Origin of the sequence: Serratia proteamaculans (assembly GCF_013337185.1) — a bacterium.
Lineage (GTDB): Bacteria > Pseudomonadota > Gammaproteobacteria > Enterobacterales > Enterobacteriaceae > Serratia > Serratia proteamaculans_D.
The window spans coordinates 369,750-387,212 of sequence record NZ_SWDE01000003.1 but is presented as its reverse complement, the minus strand read 5'-3'; the positions used below and the strand labels follow the sequence as shown (position 1 = coordinate 387,212).

The 17,463-nt window shown below is 57.0% G+C and carries 14 protein-coding genes; 7 read left to right on the top strand and 7 right to left on the bottom strand.

The window, feature by feature from the left end:
* Positions 1-93 precede the first annotated feature (93 nt).
* From lptD to apaH, 6 genes are all read left to right on the top strand, one after another.
* Entirely contained in the window at positions 94-2,457 is a 2,364-nt protein-coding gene (gene lptD / locus FCL49_RS15380; protein ID WP_174354244.1) for an LPS assembly protein LptD, read from the top strand.
* Between the two features lie 65 nt (positions 2,458-2,522).
* Complete coding sequence (gene surA, locus FCL49_RS15375; RefSeq protein ID WP_012005177.1) at positions 2,523-3,821, top strand: peptidylprolyl isomerase SurA; 1,299 nt, start codon at positions 2,523-2,525, stop codon at positions 3,819-3,821.
* Entirely contained in the window at positions 3,808-4,800 is a 993-nt protein-coding gene (gene pdxA / locus FCL49_RS15370) for a 4-hydroxythreonine-4-phosphate dehydrogenase PdxA (protein WP_174354243.1), read from the top strand. The genes surA and pdxA overlap by 14 nt, the downstream gene beginning before the upstream one ends.
* Positions 4,793-5,611: a 16S rRNA (adenine(1518)-N(6)/adenine(1519)-N(6))-dimethyltransferase RsmA gene (gene rsmA / locus FCL49_RS15365; RefSeq protein WP_012005175.1), complete on the top strand. Its 819-nt coding sequence runs from the start codon at positions 4,793-4,795 to the stop codon at positions 5,609-5,611. The genes pdxA and rsmA overlap by 8 nt, the downstream gene beginning before the upstream one ends.
* A gap of 12 nt (positions 5,612-5,623) precedes the next feature.
* Positions 5,624-6,001, top strand: a complete 378-nt coding sequence (apaG, locus tag FCL49_RS15360) for a Co2+/Mg2+ efflux protein ApaG (protein WP_174354242.1) — start codon at positions 5,624-5,626, stop codon at positions 5,999-6,001.
* Positions 6,002-6,003: 2 nt separating this feature from the next.
* Positions 6,004-6,855, top strand: a complete 852-nt coding sequence (apaH, locus tag FCL49_RS15355; protein ID WP_174354241.1) for a bis(5'-nucleosyl)-tetraphosphatase (symmetrical) ApaH — start codon at positions 6,004-6,006, stop codon at positions 6,853-6,855.
* Positions 6,856-6,894: 39 nt separating this feature from the next.
* Here the strand turns inward: apaH and FCL49_RS15350 are convergent, their stop codons facing one another.
* The 4 genes from FCL49_RS15350 to FCL49_RS15335 form a co-directional block, all read right to left on the bottom strand.
* The gene (locus tag FCL49_RS15350; RefSeq protein WP_174354240.1) at positions 6,895-8,784 is read right to left on the bottom strand and encodes a PhoX family protein; all 1,890 of its coding nucleotides are present in this window, start codon (positions 8,782-8,784) and stop codon (positions 6,895-6,897) included.
* Positions 8,785-8,977: 193 nt separating this feature from the next.
* Complete coding sequence (gene folA / locus FCL49_RS15345) at positions 8,978-9,460, bottom strand: type 3 dihydrofolate reductase (protein ID WP_012005171.1); 483 nt, start codon at positions 9,458-9,460, stop codon at positions 8,978-8,980.
* 142 nt (positions 9,461-9,602) lie between these two features.
* Entirely contained in the window at positions 9,603-10,067 is a 465-nt protein-coding gene (locus FCL49_RS15340; protein WP_174354239.1) for a threonine/serine exporter, read from the bottom strand.
* Positions 10,064-10,864 carry a threonine/serine ThrE exporter family protein gene (locus FCL49_RS15335; protein ID WP_174354238.1) on the bottom strand — a complete coding sequence of 267 codons (801 nt, stop codon included), beginning with the start codon at positions 10,862-10,864 and terminating at the stop codon, positions 10,064-10,066. The genes FCL49_RS15340 and FCL49_RS15335 overlap by 4 nt, the downstream gene beginning before the upstream one ends.
* Positions 10,865-10,991: 127 nt before the next feature.
* Between FCL49_RS15335 and FCL49_RS15330 the strand changes: the two genes are divergently transcribed.
* On the top strand, positions 10,992-11,606 hold the full coding sequence (locus tag FCL49_RS15330) for a LysE family translocator (protein ID WP_174354237.1): 615 nt from the start codon (positions 10,992-10,994) through the stop codon (positions 11,604-11,606).
* Positions 11,607-11,648: 42 nt separating this feature from the next.
* Here the strand turns inward: FCL49_RS15330 and kefC are convergent, their stop codons facing one another.
* The 3 genes from kefC to carB form a co-directional block, all read right to left on the bottom strand.
* Positions 11,649-13,502, bottom strand: coding sequence for a glutathione-regulated potassium-efflux system protein KefC (kefC, locus tag FCL49_RS15325; RefSeq protein WP_174354236.1), 1,854 nt, complete (start codon positions 13,500-13,502; stop codon positions 11,649-11,651).
* Positions 13,495-14,052, bottom strand: a complete 558-nt coding sequence (gene kefF / locus FCL49_RS15320; RefSeq protein WP_135315071.1) for a glutathione-regulated potassium-efflux system oxidoreductase KefF — start codon at positions 14,050-14,052, stop codon at positions 13,495-13,497. The genes kefC and kefF overlap by 8 nt, the downstream gene beginning before the upstream one ends.
* A gap of 180 nt (positions 14,053-14,232) precedes the next feature.
* Positions 14,233-17,457 carry a carbamoyl-phosphate synthase large subunit gene (gene carB, locus FCL49_RS15315; protein ID WP_174354235.1) on the bottom strand — a complete coding sequence of 1,075 codons (3,225 nt, stop codon included), beginning with the start codon at positions 17,455-17,457 and terminating at the stop codon, positions 14,233-14,235.
* Positions 17,458-17,463 lie beyond the last annotated feature (6 nt).

The following is a 17,463-nucleotide window of genomic DNA, read 5'->3' as shown; positions in this document are numbered from 1 at the left end:
CGGATTTAACACTAGCGCAACGCAGATGAGTAATATAGTCTCTGACCGTTTGCCGGACATGACGCCTCTGATGACGGAACACCAAAACCGCGTATGAAAAAAAGTTTCCCAACACTGCTGGCCACACTGATTTGGACGGCACTCTACAGCCAGCACGCTCTGGCTGACCTTGCTGAGCAATGCATGCTTGGCGTTCCTGTTTATGATAAACCGCTGGTCAGCGGGGATCCCAACAGCCTGCCTGTCACCATTCACGCCGATGACTCCCGCGCGGACTATCCGAAAAGCGCGCTGTTCACCGGTAACGTGAATATTGAACAAGGCAACAGCACCCTGACCGCCAAACAGGTGGAGCTGAACCAGACGCAAAATCCGGGGCAGACCGATCCGGTGCGCACCGTGACCGCTACCGGTGACGTGCACTACAGCGACAATCAGATCAAACTGAAAGGCCCGAAAGCCTGGTCGAACCTGAACAACAAAGATACCGACGTCTATGAGGGTGACTACCAGATGGTAGGCCGTCAGGGGCGTGGCGACGCCGACAAGATGAAGATGCGCGGCGCCAACCGTTACACCATTTTAGAAAACGGCACCTTTACCTCCTGTTTGCCTGGCGACGACAGCTGGAGCGTGGTGGGTTCCGAAGTGATCCACGACCGCGAAGAGCAGGTAGCGGAAATCTGGAACGCCCGCTTTAAAATTGGTGGCGTGCCGGTGTTTTACAGCCCGTACCTGCAATTGCCGGTGGGTGATAAACGTCGCTCCGGTTTCCTGATCCCGAACGCAAAATATGGCAGCAGCAATGGCTTTGAATTTATGCTGCCGTATTACTGGAACATTGCGCCGAACTTCGACGCCACCATCACGCCGCACTACATGTCGCGACGCGGCCTGCAGTTGCAGAACGAATTCCGCTATCTGGTGCAGCCTGGCCTGGGCCTGATGGAATTCGACTGGTTGCCGAACGACAAGGAATACAGCAAGGATAACCCTGACGACAGCAAACGTTGGTTGTTCTACTGGAACCACAACGGGGTGATGGACCAGGTGTGGCGCTTCAACGTCGACTACACCAAGGTCAGCGATTCTAAATACTTTACCGATCTGGACTCCAAATACGGTTCCACCACCGACGGTTATGCGACGCAGAAATTCAGCCTCGGCTACGCCATCGACAACTGGGACGCAACGTTAAGTTCCAAACAGTTCCAGATCTACGACGATACCGATCGCAGTCGGTCAGATTCGTATAAAGTTCAGCCACAGTTGGACCTGAACTACTATAAAGACGATCTCGGCCCGTTCGATTTCCACATTTACAGCCAGGCGGCCAAGTTTATCAGCGTCAACCCATACAGCCCGGACGCAACACGTCTGCATATGGAACCGACGCTGAGCCTGCCGCTGACCAACGGCTGGGGCAGTCTGAACACCGAAGCCAAACTGCTGGCGACCCACTATCAGCAGGATATTCCTGACGGTTTTGCCGCCAACTACAAGAGCCGTACCGGTAACAATGCGCCTGGCCTTGAAGACTCGGTGAACCGTGTGCTGCCGCAGTTCAAGGTCGACGGCAAGATGGTGTTCGATCGTCCAATGGACTGGTCAGAAGGCTATACCCAGACCCTCGAGCCGCGCATGCAGTACCTGTATGTGCCGTATCGCGACCAGAGCAACATTTACACCTACGACACCACGCTGCTGCAAACCGACTATTCCGGTCTGTTCCGTGACCGTACTTACAGCGGCCTGGATCGCATCGCTTCACAGAACCGCGTTTCAACCGGTTTGACCACGCGAATTTATGATGACGCGCTGGTTGAACGTTTTAACGCTTCCGTGGGTCAAATCTACTACTTCAGCCGTTCCCGTACCGGTGACCAAACCACGGGCTACGATAACAATGATGATACCGGCAGCCTGGCTTGGGCCGGTGACACCTATTGGAAGATTGACGATCGTTGGGGCCTGCGCGGCGGCCTGCAGTATGACACGCGCCTCAATAGCGTTTCATTGGGCAACGGCGTACTGGAATACCGTCAGGATTCTGAACGCGTCCTGCAGTTGAACTACCGTTACGCCACGCCGGAGTATATTGAAACGGCACTGAACACCACGCAGGTTCCGGCCTATCAGGACGGTATTTCGCAGGTGGGCGTCACCGGCAGTTGGCCAATCGCCGATCGTTGGGCCGTCGTTGGGGCTTATTACTACGACACCCGTGCCAAGCAGTCCGCCGATCAGTTGCTCGGTGTGAAGTACAACACCTGCTGCTGGGCAGTGACCTTGGGCTATGAGCGTAAGATCACCGACTGGAATGGCAGCAACAATACCAGCGTTTATGACAACAAAGTTTCGTTCAACGTCGAACTGCGTGGCCTGAGCAGCGATCACAGTCTGGGCTCCGCAGAAATGTTGCGTGGCGGCATTCTGCCTTACCAGCGTGCATTTTGATGCTTTGTAACACTTTGAAAACGAGAACTTTAACCCGCATTTGCGGATTACATAATGGGAAATGTATGAAGAACTGGAGAACGCTTATTCTCGGATTGGTGGTTTGTGCCAATACCGCGTTCGCAGCACCCCAAGAAGTGGATAAAGTCGCCGCCGTCGTGGATAACGGCGTGGTCCTTGAGAGCGACGTAAGCACCCTGTTGCAGTCGGTGAAACTCAATGCACAGCAGGCCGGCCAGCAATTGCCGGATGACAAAACGCTTCGTCACCAGATCCTTGAACGTCTGATTATGGATAACATCCAGCTGCAGATGGCCAAGAAAATGGGGATCAACGTTTCTGACGCCGATCTGGACAAAGCTATCGGCAACATCGCCGCACAGAACAAAATGAGCATCGATCAGATGCGCAGCCGTCTGGCGTATGAAGGCCTGAACTACAACACCTACCGTTCGCAGATCCGCAAGGAAATGCTGATTTCTGAGGTGCGTAACAATGAAGTGCGCCGCCGCGTCACTATCCTGCCTCAGGAAGTGGACTCACTGGCCGCTCAGGTTGGCGCTCAGAACGGCAGCGATACCGAAATGAACATCAGCCACATCCTGATCCCGCTGCCGGAAAACCCGTCGCAGGCGCAGGTAGACGACGCGGAAGCGCTGGCTAAAAAACTGATGGGTGAAATTAACGGCGGCGCCGACTTCGGCAAGCTGGCGATCTCCTACTCTGCCGACTCCCAGGCGCTGAAAGGCGGCAACATGGGCTGGGGCAAGCTGCAGGAAATCCCGACCCTGTTCGCCGAAAGACTGGTTAACGCCAAAAAAGGCGACGTGGTTGGGCCAATCCGCTCCGGCGTCGGCTTCCACATCCTGAAAGTGAATGATATCCGTGGTGCCAACCAGTCGGTGTCTGTTACCGAAGTTCACGCTCGTCACATTCTGCTGAAACCTTCTGTGGTACTGACCGACGATCAGGCACGTGCCAAGTTGCAAGAGGTGGCCGAAGCCATCAAGAGCGGCCGCGCCAAGTTTGCTGACGAAGCCAAACAGCTTTCTCAGGATCCGGGTTCTGCATTGCAGGGCGGCGATCTGGGCTGGGCTTCTCCAGACATCTACGATCCGGCCTTCCGCGACGCGTTGATGAAACTGAGCAAAGGCGAAGTCAGCCAACCGGTGCACTCTTCCTTCGGCTGGCACCTGATTCAGTTGCTGGATACGCGTCAGGTAGACAAAACCGATGCGGCGCAGAAAGATCGCGCTTACCGCATGCTGTTCAACCGCAAGTTTGCTGAAGAAGCGCAGACCTGGATGCAGGAACAACGTGCTCAGGCTTACGTGAAGATCCTTGACGGTAATGCACAACAATAATCGTATCGTAATCACCCCCGGCGAGCCTGCCGGGGTTGGGCCGGATTTGGTGGCAGCGCTGGCGCAACAGGATTGGCCTGTTGAACTGGTGGTGTGCGCGGATCCGGCCTTGTTGCTTGAACGCGCCCGGCAATTGAACCTGCCGCTGCAACTGCGCACCTATCAGCCACAGCAGCCGGCTCAGCCGCAGCGTGCGGGTACCTTGACGGTATTACCGGTCACTACCGCTTATCCGGTAGTCGCGGGTGAGCTGAACGTAGGCAACAGCGCCTATGTGGTAGAAACTTTGGCGCGGGCCTGCGACGGTTGTCTGAACGGTGAATTCGCCGCACTGATCACCGGCCCGGTGAACAAGGGCGTGATCAACGACGCCGGCGTGCCGTTCATTGGCCATACCGAATTCTTTGCCGATCGCAGCGGTTGCGATCGCGTGGTGATGATGTTGGCGACCGAAGAGCTGCGCGTGGCGCTGGCGACCACCCACCTGCCTTTATTGGCGGTGCCTGGCGCGATCACCCGGCAAAGCCTGCATGAAGTCATCCGCATTCTCGACCACGACCTGAAAACCAAATTTGGCCTCGCCCAACCGCAGATCTATGTCTGCGGCTTGAACCCGCATGCCGGGGAAGGCGGCCATATGGGGCGCGAAGAGATAGATACCATCATTCCGGCGCTCGACGCGCTGCGTGCTGAAGGCATCAATCTGATCGGCCCACTACCGGCAGACACCCTGTTCCAGCCCAAATATCTGCAACATGCCGATGCGGTGCTGGCGATGTATCACGATCAGGGTCTGCCGGTGCTAAAATACCAAGGGTTCGGCCGGGCGGTAAATATTACCCTCGGTTTGCCTTTTATCCGTACCTCGGTCGACCACGGTACCGCTTTGGAACTGGCCGGCACCGGCACCGCCGATGCAGGCAGTTTTAAAACGGCCTTGAATCTCGCCATTAAAATGATAATTAATTGTAATGAATAATAAAGTCCACCAAGGGCACTTTGCCCGCAAACGCTTTGGACAGAACTTTTTAACCGATCAGTTTGTCATCGACAGCATTGTCTCCGCTATTCACCCGATGCCGGGTGAGGCGGTCGTTGAAATCGGCCCCGGCCTGGGCGCATTGACCGAGCCGGTCGGCGCACGTATGGATCGCATGACGGTGATTGAACTGGACCGCGATCTGGCGGCCCGCCTGGCAAACCACCCGCAGCTGAAAGACAAACTGACCATTCACCAGCAAGATGCCATGACGGTGAACTTTGCCGAAATGGCCGAGCAGGCTGGCCAGCCACTGCGCGTGTTTGGTAACCTGCCGTATAACATTTCGACGCCGCTGATGTTCCACCTTTTCAGCTATACTCAGGCCATTCGCGACATGCACTTTATGTTGCAGAAAGAAGTGGTTAACCGCCTGGTTGCCGGCCCGAACAGCAAGGCCTATGGGCGTTTGACCGTAATGGCGCAGTACTACTGCAACGTTATTCCGGTGCTGGAAGTGCCACCGACTTCGTTCACCCCGGCGCCGAAAGTGGATTCCGCCGTGGTGCGTCTGGTGCCACACCTGGTGAACCCGAACCCGGTGGGCGACGTGCGCATGCTGAGCCGTATTACCACTCAGGCGTTCAACCAACGCCGGAAAACCGTCCGCAACAGCCTGGGCGACCTGTTCACCCCAGAGCAGCTGACGGAGTTGGGTATCGATCCGATACTGAGAGCAGAGAACATTTCTGTGGCGCAATACTGTAAGCTGGCCAACTGGCTTTCAGCCAATCCCGCGCCGCAGCAATAAGGAGTAGAGGTCATGATTGATTCGCCCCGCGTATGTATTCAGGTACAAAGTGTCTATGTGGAATCACAGTCGATACCTGAGGAAGAACGTTACGTCTTCGCTTATACCATCACCATTCGCAACCTGGGGCGTTTCAATGTGCAACTGCTGGGCCGCTACTGGCTGATCACCAACAGCAATGGCCGTCAGACCGAAGTACAGGGCGAAGGTGTCGTCGGCGAACAGCCGCTCATCCCGCCCGGTGGAGAATTCCAATACACCAGCGGCGCGATCCTTGAAACGCCATTGGGTACCATGGAAGGCCATTACGAAATGGTTGATCATGAGGGTCAGCCATTCCAGACCGCTATTCCGGTGTTCCGCTTAGCTATCCCAACGCTGATTCACTAATTATGTCGACATATCTTATCGGCGACGTTCATGGTTGTTTTGATGAACTGAAATCGCTATTGGCCCAGGTGGCATTCGATCCTCAGCATGACCAGCTGTGGCTGACCGGCGATTTGGTCGCCCGCGGCCCCGGCTCGCTGGATGTGTTGCGCTACGTGCGTTCACTCGGCCCTGCGGTGCGCATGGTGCTGGGCAACCACGACCTGCACCTGCTGGCGGTCTACGCCGGTATCAGCCGCAACAAGCCCAAAGACCGCATCACCCCGTTGCTCGAAGCCCCTGACGCCGACGAATTGATCAACTGGCTGCGCCGCCAACCGGTATTGCAGGTAGATGAACAACTCAAACTGGTGATGGCGCATGCCGGTATCACACCGCAGTGGGACATTGAAACCGCACAACTGTGTGCCCGTGAAGTGGAAGCGGTTCTGAGCAGCGACAGCTATCCGCTGTTCCTGGATGCCATGTACGGCGATATGCCGAACAACTGGAGCCCGGAACTGAGTGGGCTGGCGCGCTTGCGTTTCAGCACCAATGCCCTGACCCGCATGCGTTACTGTTTCCCGAATGGCCAGCTCGACATGATCTGCAAAGATGCACCAGGCACCGCGCCTGCGCCGCTGAAACCCTGGTTTGAATTGCCACGATTGGTCGATGCCGATTACACCATTATCTTTGGTCACTGGGCATCACTGGAAGGCAGAGGCACACCGGCAGGCGTTATTGGCCTCGATACCGGCTGTTGCTGGGGAGGTGACCTGACCATGCTGCGCTGGGAAGATAAGCAGTACTTTACCCAACCGGCCAATCGCCGGGATCTGCTGGACAGCGTGCACCAACAGGTAGCGTCATAATCAAGCCGGGGCGGTCAACACCGCCCCGCTATTTTCTGGTTAAGCCCCGATCACCCCACCGTCTTCACGCGTAATCATCAATACTGACGAGCGCGGACGAGGACTATTGTTCGGGAAATGCGAGTCACCTTCTTCCCCCGGATGCTGTACGTTGACGAACATCGTCTTGTAATCCGGCGTAAAGGTAATCCCGGTCAGCTCGCACGACTTTGGCCCGACCATAAAGCGGCGGATCTCGCCACTGAGGGGATCGCCCACCAGCATCTGGTTGTTCCCCTGCCCGGCATAGTCGCCCTTGTTACTGTATTTACCGTCGGTGAGGATCCACAGGCGCCCGGTCTTATCAAAGCCCAGCCCGTCCGGACTGTTAAAGGTATTGTCTGCCGTGATATTTGGCGTACCGCGGTTCACCCCTTCCGGGTGCGCGATCGGGTTGCCACACAGCGCATAAATATCCCAGGTGAATGACGCTGCCGTTGCATCGCCGCCCTCATCCCAACGGATAATCTGGCCATAGACATTGTTCGGGCGCGGGTTAGCCGCGTTCAATGGCATACCTTCTTCGCCGCGCTTGCTGTTGTTGGTCAGTGTGCAGTAGGCGCGACCATCATGCGGGTTGACTGCAATCCATTCCGGACGGTCCATTTTGGTGGCGCCCACCTGTGCCGCAGCCTTGCGGGCGAAGATCAGCACTTCGGCCTCATCACGGAAACCGTTTTCCGGCGTCAGGCCATTTTTGCCGAACTCCAGGGCAATCCAGCGCCCGGTGCCTTTCAACGGTGTGCCGGCAGCATCACCGTCAAACTGCGCCACATACAGCGTGCCTTCGTCCAGCAGACTACGGTTATTGGCCGGGTTAGCCACGTCGACCACGCCTTTGGAAACGTATTTATAAATGTGCTCGCCGCGCTCATCGTCGCCCATGTAAACCACCAGGCGACCATCCTTGGCAACGGTTACCGCGGCATTTTCATGTTTGAAGCGGCCCAGCGCCGTGTGTTTGATTGGCGTCGAGGTCGGATTCATTGGGTCGATTTCGACGATCCAGCCGTGGCGGTTAAATTCATTCGGGTTCTTCGCCACGTCAAAACGCTCGTCGTAATCCGGCCAGTTGCGTTCCGGTTCGCTGACTTTTAGCGTATAGCGCTTTTGCTCCGCCGTGGTCTTATAGTCGGCCTGATGGGTGCCAAAATAGGTATCGAAGTTCTCTTCGCAGGTCAGGTAAGTGCCCCAGGGGGTTTTACCGTTGGCACAGTTGCCGAAGGTGCCCAATACCTTGCGCCCGGTCGGGTCGGCAGCCGTTTGCAGCAATGCATGACCGGCGGCCGGGCCGCGGAACTGCATCTCGGTGTTGGCCGTAATGCGGCGGTTATAGCGCGAAGGACGCTCTACTTCCCATCGCTGGCTGTCACCGGCGCGCTTCACTGCCACAATGGAGACACCGTGCGCGGCCTGAGATTTACGCACATCTTCCAGACTGGTGGCTTTGCTGCCGCCATGGGCAAACAGATACTGCTCGTTAACATATTCATTGTTGATGGCCATCACGCCGTGATTGTCATCAATCGGGAAGAAGCTCATGCCATCGTTATTGTCGCCGAACTGCTTTTCCTGGTCGGCGGCACTGTTGTTGCCCTGCGGGTCAAAAGCGGCTGCGCCCTCTACCAGCGGCTCGCCCCAGGAGATCAGCACCTCGGCGCGGTACCCCGGTGCAATCACCACCTCATCGGCCGTTGAGGCCGCAATGCCTTTGAAACCCAGCAGCTTGTTCGGCGGTAAATCCTCGGCCAGTGCTTCGGCGGAAACCGTCCAGATGCCGCCGCCGAGGAAACCGGCCAGGCCTACGGCTCCGGCACTGCCCAGCAACAGTTTACGACGGGTGGGATCGGTCAGGCGGTCGGCATCTAATTGCTCAATTTTGCTCGTCATTGCTTTGCTTCCTTTTTTAAATGGCGCCGCAGTCAAGATTCACCAGAGTTGCCGGGCGCTCAGAGTTGGGCTTCATACTAATCAGGAAGTGTGACGAAAATGTTACAATCAGAAGTCGGCGGAGGTTTGTCGCAGAAACGACAAAGGGCGCAATCTCTTGCGCCCTCAGGAAGGTCTGACTAACACCCAGCAATCAGCGGTGTTCTAAAATCTCGAAGCAATAGCTGTGAGAATTCACTTCGTCAGCATCGTGGAACTCGCTGAACGAAGTTTCCCATTCATCCGGCTCATAGTCCGGGAAATGGGCGTCGCCACCGACTTCGGCATCGATATGCGTCAGATACATGCGATTGGCGCGCGCCAGGAACTGGCTGTAGATACGCCCACCGCCAATCACCATCACTTCTTCCACATCCCCGGCAGCGGCCAGCGCTTCGTCGATAGACGTGGCCCAGGTCACTCCGGCATCGGTGCCGGCGCGGCTGCTTAAAACGATGTTATGGCGGCCCGGCAACGGACGACCAATCGACTCGAAAGTTTTACGGCCCATAATCACCGGTTTATTCAGCGTGTTACGTTTAAACCACGCTAAGTCCGCCGGCAGGTGCCACGGCATGGCGTTTTCCATGCCAATAACGCGATCCGCCGCCAAGGCAGCGATCAGGCTGATAATCATTGTTAAACCCTGTGTAGGCAGCAAAATTGCTCACACTATACGTAAAGCCCCAACTGCCGTCGATAGGCTAATCAAGCAATATGAATATATAAGATAGCTCTTATCAGTATATCTAATAATCAATTTTACCGGCTGGTCATGCTTAAACGCCAGGGCGTTTCCGGTACAGCCACAGTCCGGGTAATGACAGCCCGATCGATAACGCGCCGACGATAAAACAGGCCTTGAGAAAGTTGCTCATCAGGGTGGCCATTAGCGCCTCGCTGTACCCCAGATGCGAGATTTCCACCACCGAGATCATCGCGGTATAGGCCGAGATACCCGGGAACATCGGGATCACCGCCGCCACGGTAAACACCTTCGGGTGTGCCAGCAGCCAGCGCGACCAGTAAATGCCGATCATGCCGATCAAAATCGCCGCCAAAAACGTGGCCCATTCGATGTTCATTCCTGCGTGCATCAGCAGCATGCGTGAACCGTGGCCTACTGCGCCAAGTAGCGCACAATAGCGCAGCGCGCGCACCGGAACGTTGAATACCATGGCAAAACCCAGCGCCGGTACCGCCGCCAGCAGCATGTCCTGCAGCAAAGCCCAAAGCAGATTCATGACCACCCCCGCAGATCCCACAGCGACATTGCCATTACCACGCCAATGCAGGTCGCCAGCGTCAGCAGGCTGGCCATCGCCCACCGCGCCAGCCCGGTATTGATGTGGCCCTTGAACATGTCCGCCACTGCGTTAATCAGCGGGAACCCCGGCACCAGCAGCAACACGCTGGCAGCCATCGCCACCGTGGAGGTTTGGCTGAACACCGGCAACCGTAGCAACAGACCGGAAACCGAGGTGGCGACAAACGCCGTCAGGCAAAAATTGATCAGCGGATTCATGTGACGGGCGGTCAGCATTTGGCGCACCGACATGGCCAGGCCGCTGGCGATAAAGGTCACGGCAAAGGCTTTTTGATCGCCACCGTTGAGCATGCTGAAGCAACCGCAAGACAGCGCCACCATCAACACCACCAGCCAGCGTGGGTAGCGTAGCGGGCGAATTTTCTGCAGGCGGCGGGCCACGTCGTGTGCGTCCGCCAGCCGGTGTTCCGCCAAAATAACGATATGCTGCACCTCGGTCACCATCTGCATATTGATGCCGCGATCGACGTTCTTGCGCGTCGTGGTCAGGCATTCACCGTGACTGAGGGTGGTCAACACCACCGCGTTGGCCGATATCGAACTTTCCACGCTGTCCATGCCTAACGCCAGCCCCAGCCGGGTCGACAACTGCTCCACCACCATGCTTTCCGCCCCGTGCTGTAACAACAGCAAGGCGCATTGAATACACAGGCGGGTGATTTCACGCTGTTGCCGCTGCGGCGGCGACAGGTCGGTGGTGGTCGGCTGCTGCATGGGGGCCTCTGATTGAGAGAAACAAAGTTTATCTTATTGCCAAACATTACCTCATTTGGTTGATGCGCATCAGGAGAAGCGGCGTTATTATCAGCGCAATTAGGCCTTTTGTGCAGAGAGTCAAATCATGCTTGAAACTTCGCTGTTCGTTGCCGGTATTGCCACCCTGGGGATGCTGTCGCCCGGCCCGGATTTTTTCATGGTGATCAAGAATGCCGCCCGCTATCCGCGGTTGGCTGCCATGATGACCGCTTTAGGCGTTATCTGCGGCGTCGCGACCCATATGTCTTACTGCGTTGCCGGTCTGGCGGTGGTGATCACCACCACGCCATGGCTGTTCAACGTGCTGAAATACGCCGGTGCGGCCTATCTGGTCTGGATTGGTATTCAGGCGCTGTTGTCACGCGGTGGCGGCAAAATGAACGTCAGCAATTTACCGCAGCAGCAGGTGAGCCTGAGAAGTGCCTTTGTGCAGGGCTATCTGTGTAATCTGCTCAATCCGAAGGCCACGCTGTTCTTCCTGGCGGTATTCACTCAGGTATTGCAGATCGACTCTGGGTTGGGTGAAAAGCTGTGGTACGCGGGGATTATCCTTGGTCTGTCTGTCCTGTGGTGGCCAGCGCTGGTGTTCCTGATCCAAAGTGGCCCGGTACGTCGCGGGCTGGAAAAGACCCAGAAGATAATTGATAAATTATTGGGCGGGATGTTGATTGCCCTGGGTATCAAGGTCGCACTGAGCTAACTCTGCCTTGCGGGGCGCAGCATCACACTGCGCCCACTGGGTTTATCCCTTGGCTTCTACCACTTCATCCTCTGGGGCCTTGCCGTCAATACTGCCCCGCCAGCCGCTCTGCTGAACCCGTGCCAACCGATTCTGATCCTGCTCGATAGCCGCACTGAGCATCTCTTTGGTGCGTTGCAAACTGGCCAGACGGAATTCGGTATCCTGGTAATTATCCACCGTCTCCTCGAGCATTTTCAGGTTGTAGCGCCGGAAGGTATCGGCTTTTTCGCGCGCCTCGTAGGCATCCAGCCCCAACAGTTCCAGCGTTTCACGGCCAACGCGCAACGAGCTTTCAAAGGTTTCACGCTCCGGTTTTTCCACTCCTAATTGACGCAACTGATACCAGTGATCGACGTCACGAGCTCGCGCCACCACCTTCAGGTGCGGGAAGTGCCGCTTGGCCAGTTCGGTCAATTGCAGATTGGCCTCGACATCATCGATAGCGTTGATCAATACCTTGGCATGCTGGGCGCCTGCGGCCTCAAGCAGATCGGCGCGGGTGGCATCACCATAAAACACCTTGGCATCGAATTTGCGCAGCGTTTCAATATGATCCGGGTCGTGATCCAACACCACGGTATGGACACCGTTAGCCAACAGCAAGCGGCCGGCAATTTGACCAAAGCGACCAAAGCCGGCAATGATGACGCTGGCATTCTCATCATCAATTTCATCCGCCGGTCGTTCATCTTTCGGCGCGTTTTTCTCAATCCTTGCCGCCAACACCAGCAACAACGGCGTCACCGCCATCGACAAGGCTACCGCCAGCGTCAAGGATTTTGCCCACTCCGGCGGCAACACCCCGGCCAGCTGGGCGGCCCCGAAGATCACAAAGGCAAACTCACTGCCCTGACCTAACAAAATGGCGAACATGCCGCGCTGACGCTTCGGCACGCCGAGCCAGGGAGCAATCAGCCACAGCAGCGCCGCCTTGATCAGCATAAAGCCCAGCAGCAGTGAGGCAATCAACAACGGATGGTGGAACAGGGTGCCGAAGTCGATCGACATGCCAACACCGATAAAGAACAGCCCGAGCAACAGGCCCTTGAACGGCTGAATATCACTTTCCAACGCATGGCGATATTCAGAACTCGCCAGCATCACCCCGGCAAGGAAGGCGCCCATCGCCATCGACAGCCCGGCCATCTCCAGCAGGATGCCAAAACCGAACACCAGGAACAGTGCCACGGCGCTAAAGACTTCACGCATGCCGGAGCGGGCGACAAAGTGCAGCAGCGGCCGGGTCACATAGCGGCCGAGCAACACTACCGTGACCAAGGCCCCCACTACCTTCGCCGCCGACAGGGCAAAGGTCGCCAAGGTGGTGACGGCACCGCTGCTGGCCATCAATGGGATCATCGCGACCAGCGGGATCGCTGCAATATCCTGGAATAACAGGGCGGCAAAGGCGCTGCGACCAATCGGTGACGGCGTCAGGTTACGTTCGCTCATGGCCTGCATGGCTATCGCCGTAGAGGACAACGCCAGCGTCAGGCCAATCAGCAACGCCACCTTCCAATCCAGCCCAAGGAAATAACAAAAGGCGCTGAGCGCCAGCCCACAAGCGGCCATCTGGATAATACCACCGCCAAACACCGAAGCACGCAGTGTCCACAGCCGCTTCGGATCCAGCTCCAGCCCGATGATAAACAGCATCAGCACCACGCCAATCTCGGCAAAGGTGAGGATCGACTCGGCATCGGAGACCAGCTTCAACCCCCAGGGGCCGATAATACAGCCGGCGATCAGGTAACCCAGCACCGAGCCCAACCCAAGCCGTACCGCTATCGGCACGAACAGCGCGGCCGATCCCAGATAGATCAGCCCCTCAATCATCATATGGTGATTATCCATGCTCGACTCCCTGCTCCGCCGGTTCACTGTGTTCCATCAGGTAGTCCACCAGCCGCCGCCGGTAGGCCTCGCCGGCGGCAATCAGCGCCGGTTCATTGCAGGTAAAGGTGTTATGCACGGCAAAATAGGGCTGCCAGTTCATCCCACAATACAGCGCCGTGGCCTGCAGCGGTTGCCCCAGCGCGGCAAAGTTGGGGTAATCGCCCAGTTCGAAATGGTGCTCGTCACCGCCGCTGGTTACCGCCCACAAGACATCTTTGCCCACCAGCGCTTCGCCTTCATGGCCGTAAGCCCAGCCATGTTCCAGTACCTTGTCGATCCACAGTTTCAGCAACGGCGGCTGGCTGTACCACTGCATCGGATGTTGCAGCACCACAAGATCGGCACGCTCCAGCGCTTGCTGCTCGGCGTTGATATCGATATTGAAATCGGGATACAGCTCGTACAGCGAACGGACTTCCACCTCGGGAAGGTCCTTCACCGCCTGTAACAGCCGATGGTTGGCATGAGAATGCCGGGGATAAGGATGGGCGTAAATTATCAGGATCATGGTTGTTGTCGTTCCTTCGTTCCTTGCCAATATATCAAGCATATACCAATCACACAGAGTGACAGTTTGCTGAATGATTGATAGCGGAAATTTTTAACGCGAGGCAACAAATTGGCTGAAGGAGATAAAAAAAGGGCGCTGCAGTTAACTGCGGCGCCCTGATGTTATGGCAATACGGGATTACTTGGCGATGCGTGCGTGCATCTCCTGCACCGAGGTCACCTGTTCGGTCGGGTCAGCCTTCAGCGCCATCGCGGTGGCGAAGCCGCCGTTCAGGGTAGTGTCGTAATGCACCTTGTACTGCAGCGCACTGCGGCGAATCAGCTTGGAATCCTCAATCGCCTGACGACCGGCCGTGGTGTTAACGATGTAGGTGTACTCGCCATTCTTGATACGGTCCTGAATGTGCGGACGGCCTTCATGCACCTTGTTGACCAGGCGTGGGTTAATCCCCGCTTCGCCCAGTACCACGGCGGTCCCGTGGGTCGCATCCAGTTCAAAGCCCTGTTTCAGCAGGCTTGCCGCCAGATCCACCACCCTGGCTTTATCGCCTTCACGCACCGACAGCAGTGCACGGCCCTGTTTCTTCATGCCTGACTGGCTGCCGAGCATCGCCTTGGAGAAGGCTTCCGCAAAGGTGCGGCCAACGCCCATCACTTCCCCGGTAGAGCGCATTTCCGGCCCTAAGATCGGATCGACGCCCGGGAACTTGTTGAACGGCAACACCACTTCTTTCACCGAGTAGTAAGGCGGGATAACTTCTTCCGTTACGCCCTGCTCGGCCAGCGTTTTGCCTGCCATCACGCGTGCTGCCACCTTGGCCAGCTGTACACCGGTCGCCTTGGAGACGAATGGCACAGTACGCGCAGCACGTGGGTTGACCTCAATCAGGTAGACTTCGTTGTTCTTCACCGCAAACTGCACGTTCATCAGACCACGAACCTGCAGCTCGAACGCCAGTTTCTCAACCTGCTGACGCATCACGTCCTGAATCTCTTTGCTCAGGGTGTAGGCCGGCAGTGAGCAAGCGGAGTCACCGGAGTGCACGCCCGCCTGTTCGATGTGTTCCATGATGCCGCCAATCAGCACCCGCTCGCCGTCGCAAATCGCGTCGACGTCGACTTCTACCGCGTCATCCAGGAAACGGTCCAGCAGCACTGGCGCGTCGTTAGAAACGCTAACCGCGTTCTGGAAGTAACGGCGCAGGTCGATATCGTCATAAACGATCTCCATCGCGCGGCCGCCCAGTACGTAGGAAGGACGAACCACCAGCGGGTAGCCGATACCGGCGGCCTTTTCTACCGCCTGTTCGATGGTAGCGACGGTGGCGTTAGCCGGCTGTTTCAGGCCAAGACGATGTACCGCCTGTTGGAAACGCTCACGGTCTTCGGCGCGGTCAATCGCATCCGGGCTGGTCCCGATAATTGGCACACCTGCGGCTTCCAGCTCACGCGCCAACTTCAGCGGAGTCTGGCCGCCGTACTGTACGATCACGCCTTTCGGCTTCTCGATACGCACGATTTCCAACACGTCTTCCAGCGTGACCGGCTCGAAGTACAAACGGTCGGAAGTGTCGTAGTCGGTAGACACGGTTTCCGGGTTACAGTTGACCATAATGGTCTCGTAACCGTCTTCGCGCAGCGCCAGCGAGGCGTGTACGCAGCAGTAGTCGAACTCAATGCCCTGGCCGATACGGTTCGGACCGCCGCCCAGCACCATGATTTTCGGACGGTCGTTGGTCGGATTGGACTCGCACTCTTCTTCATAGGTGGAGTACATGTAAGCGGTGTCGGTGGCGAATTCCGCCGCGCAGGTATCCACACGCTTGTAAACCGGGTGCAACCCATAACCGTGGCGCAGTTTGCGGATTTCGCTTTCGGCAACCCCGGCCAGGGTGGCCAGACGCGCATCGGCAAAGCCTTTACGCTTCAGGGTACGCAGGAACTCTTGCGTCAGACCGTTGATGCCGGTTTCGGCTACCTGTTCTTCCAGACGGACCAGCTCTTCAATCTGCACCAGGAACCAGCGGTCGACGTTGGTCAGGTTGAATACGCCGTCCACCGACAGACCGGCGCGGAAGGCGTCGGCGATGTACCAGATGCGGTCAGAGCCGGCATCTTTCAGTTCACGGCGGATTTTGGTCAGCGCTTCCGGGTCGTCCAGGCTCACTTTAGGGTCAAAACCGGTAGCGCCCACTTCCAGGCCGCGCAATGCTTTTTGCAGCGACTCTTGCTGGGTGCGACCAATCGCCATCACTTCGCCGACGGATTTCATTTGGGTAGTCAGACGGTCATTGGCACCGGCAAATTTCTCGAAGTTGAAACGAGGAATTTTGGTTACCACGTAGTCGATGGACGGTTCAAACGAGGCTGGCGTGCGGCCACCGGTGATGTCGTTCATCAGTTCGTCGAGGGTGTAGCCCACCGCCAGCTTGGCGGCGATTTTGGCAATCGGGAAGCCGGTGGCTTTCGATGCCAGCGCAGAAGAACGGGACACGCGCGGGTTCATTTCGATAACGATCAGGCGGCCGGTTTTCGGGTTAACCGAGAACTGCACGTTGGAGCCGCCGGTTTCCACACCGATTTCACGCAGCACCGCCATCGAGGCGTTACGCATGATTTGGTATTCTTTGTCGGTCAGGGTCTGCGCCGGAGCCACGGTGATGGAGTCACCGGTATGGATGCCCATGGCGTCAAAGTTTTCAATCGAGCAGACGATGATGCAGTTATCATTTTTATCGCGCACCACCTCCATCTCGTACTCTTTCCAGCCAATCAGCGACTCGTCAATCAGCAGCTCTTTGGTCGGTGACAGATCCAGGCCGCGTTCGCAGATCTCTTCGAACTCTTCGCGGTTATAGGCGATACCGCCGCCGCTGCCGCCCATGGTAAAGGAAGGACGGATGATGCACGGGAAGCCAACGTCAGCGGCAACCGCCAGCGCTTCTTCCATATTGTGCGCGATGCCGGAGCGCGCGGTGTCCAGGCCGATTTTCTTCATTGCCACGTCGAAACGGCGACGGTCTTCGGCTTTATCGATCGCATCTGCGGTGGCGCCAATCATGGTTACGCCAAATTCGGCCAGCACGCCCTGACGTTCCAGCTCCAGCGCGCAGTTCAGTGCGGTCTGGCCGCCCATGGTCGGCAGCACGGCATCCGGACGCTCTTTTTCGATGATTTTGCGCACCACTTTCCAGTGAATCGGCTCGATGTAGGTCGCATCCGCCATTTCCGGATCAGTCATGATGGTGGCCGGGTTGGAGTTCACCAAAATAACGCGGTAACCCTCTTCGCGCAGCGCTTTACACGCCTGAGCACCCGAGTAGTCGAACTCACACGCCTGGCCGATAACAATCGGGCCAGCGCCGAGGATCAGGATGCTTTTTATGTCTGTACGTTTTGGCATTTTTAC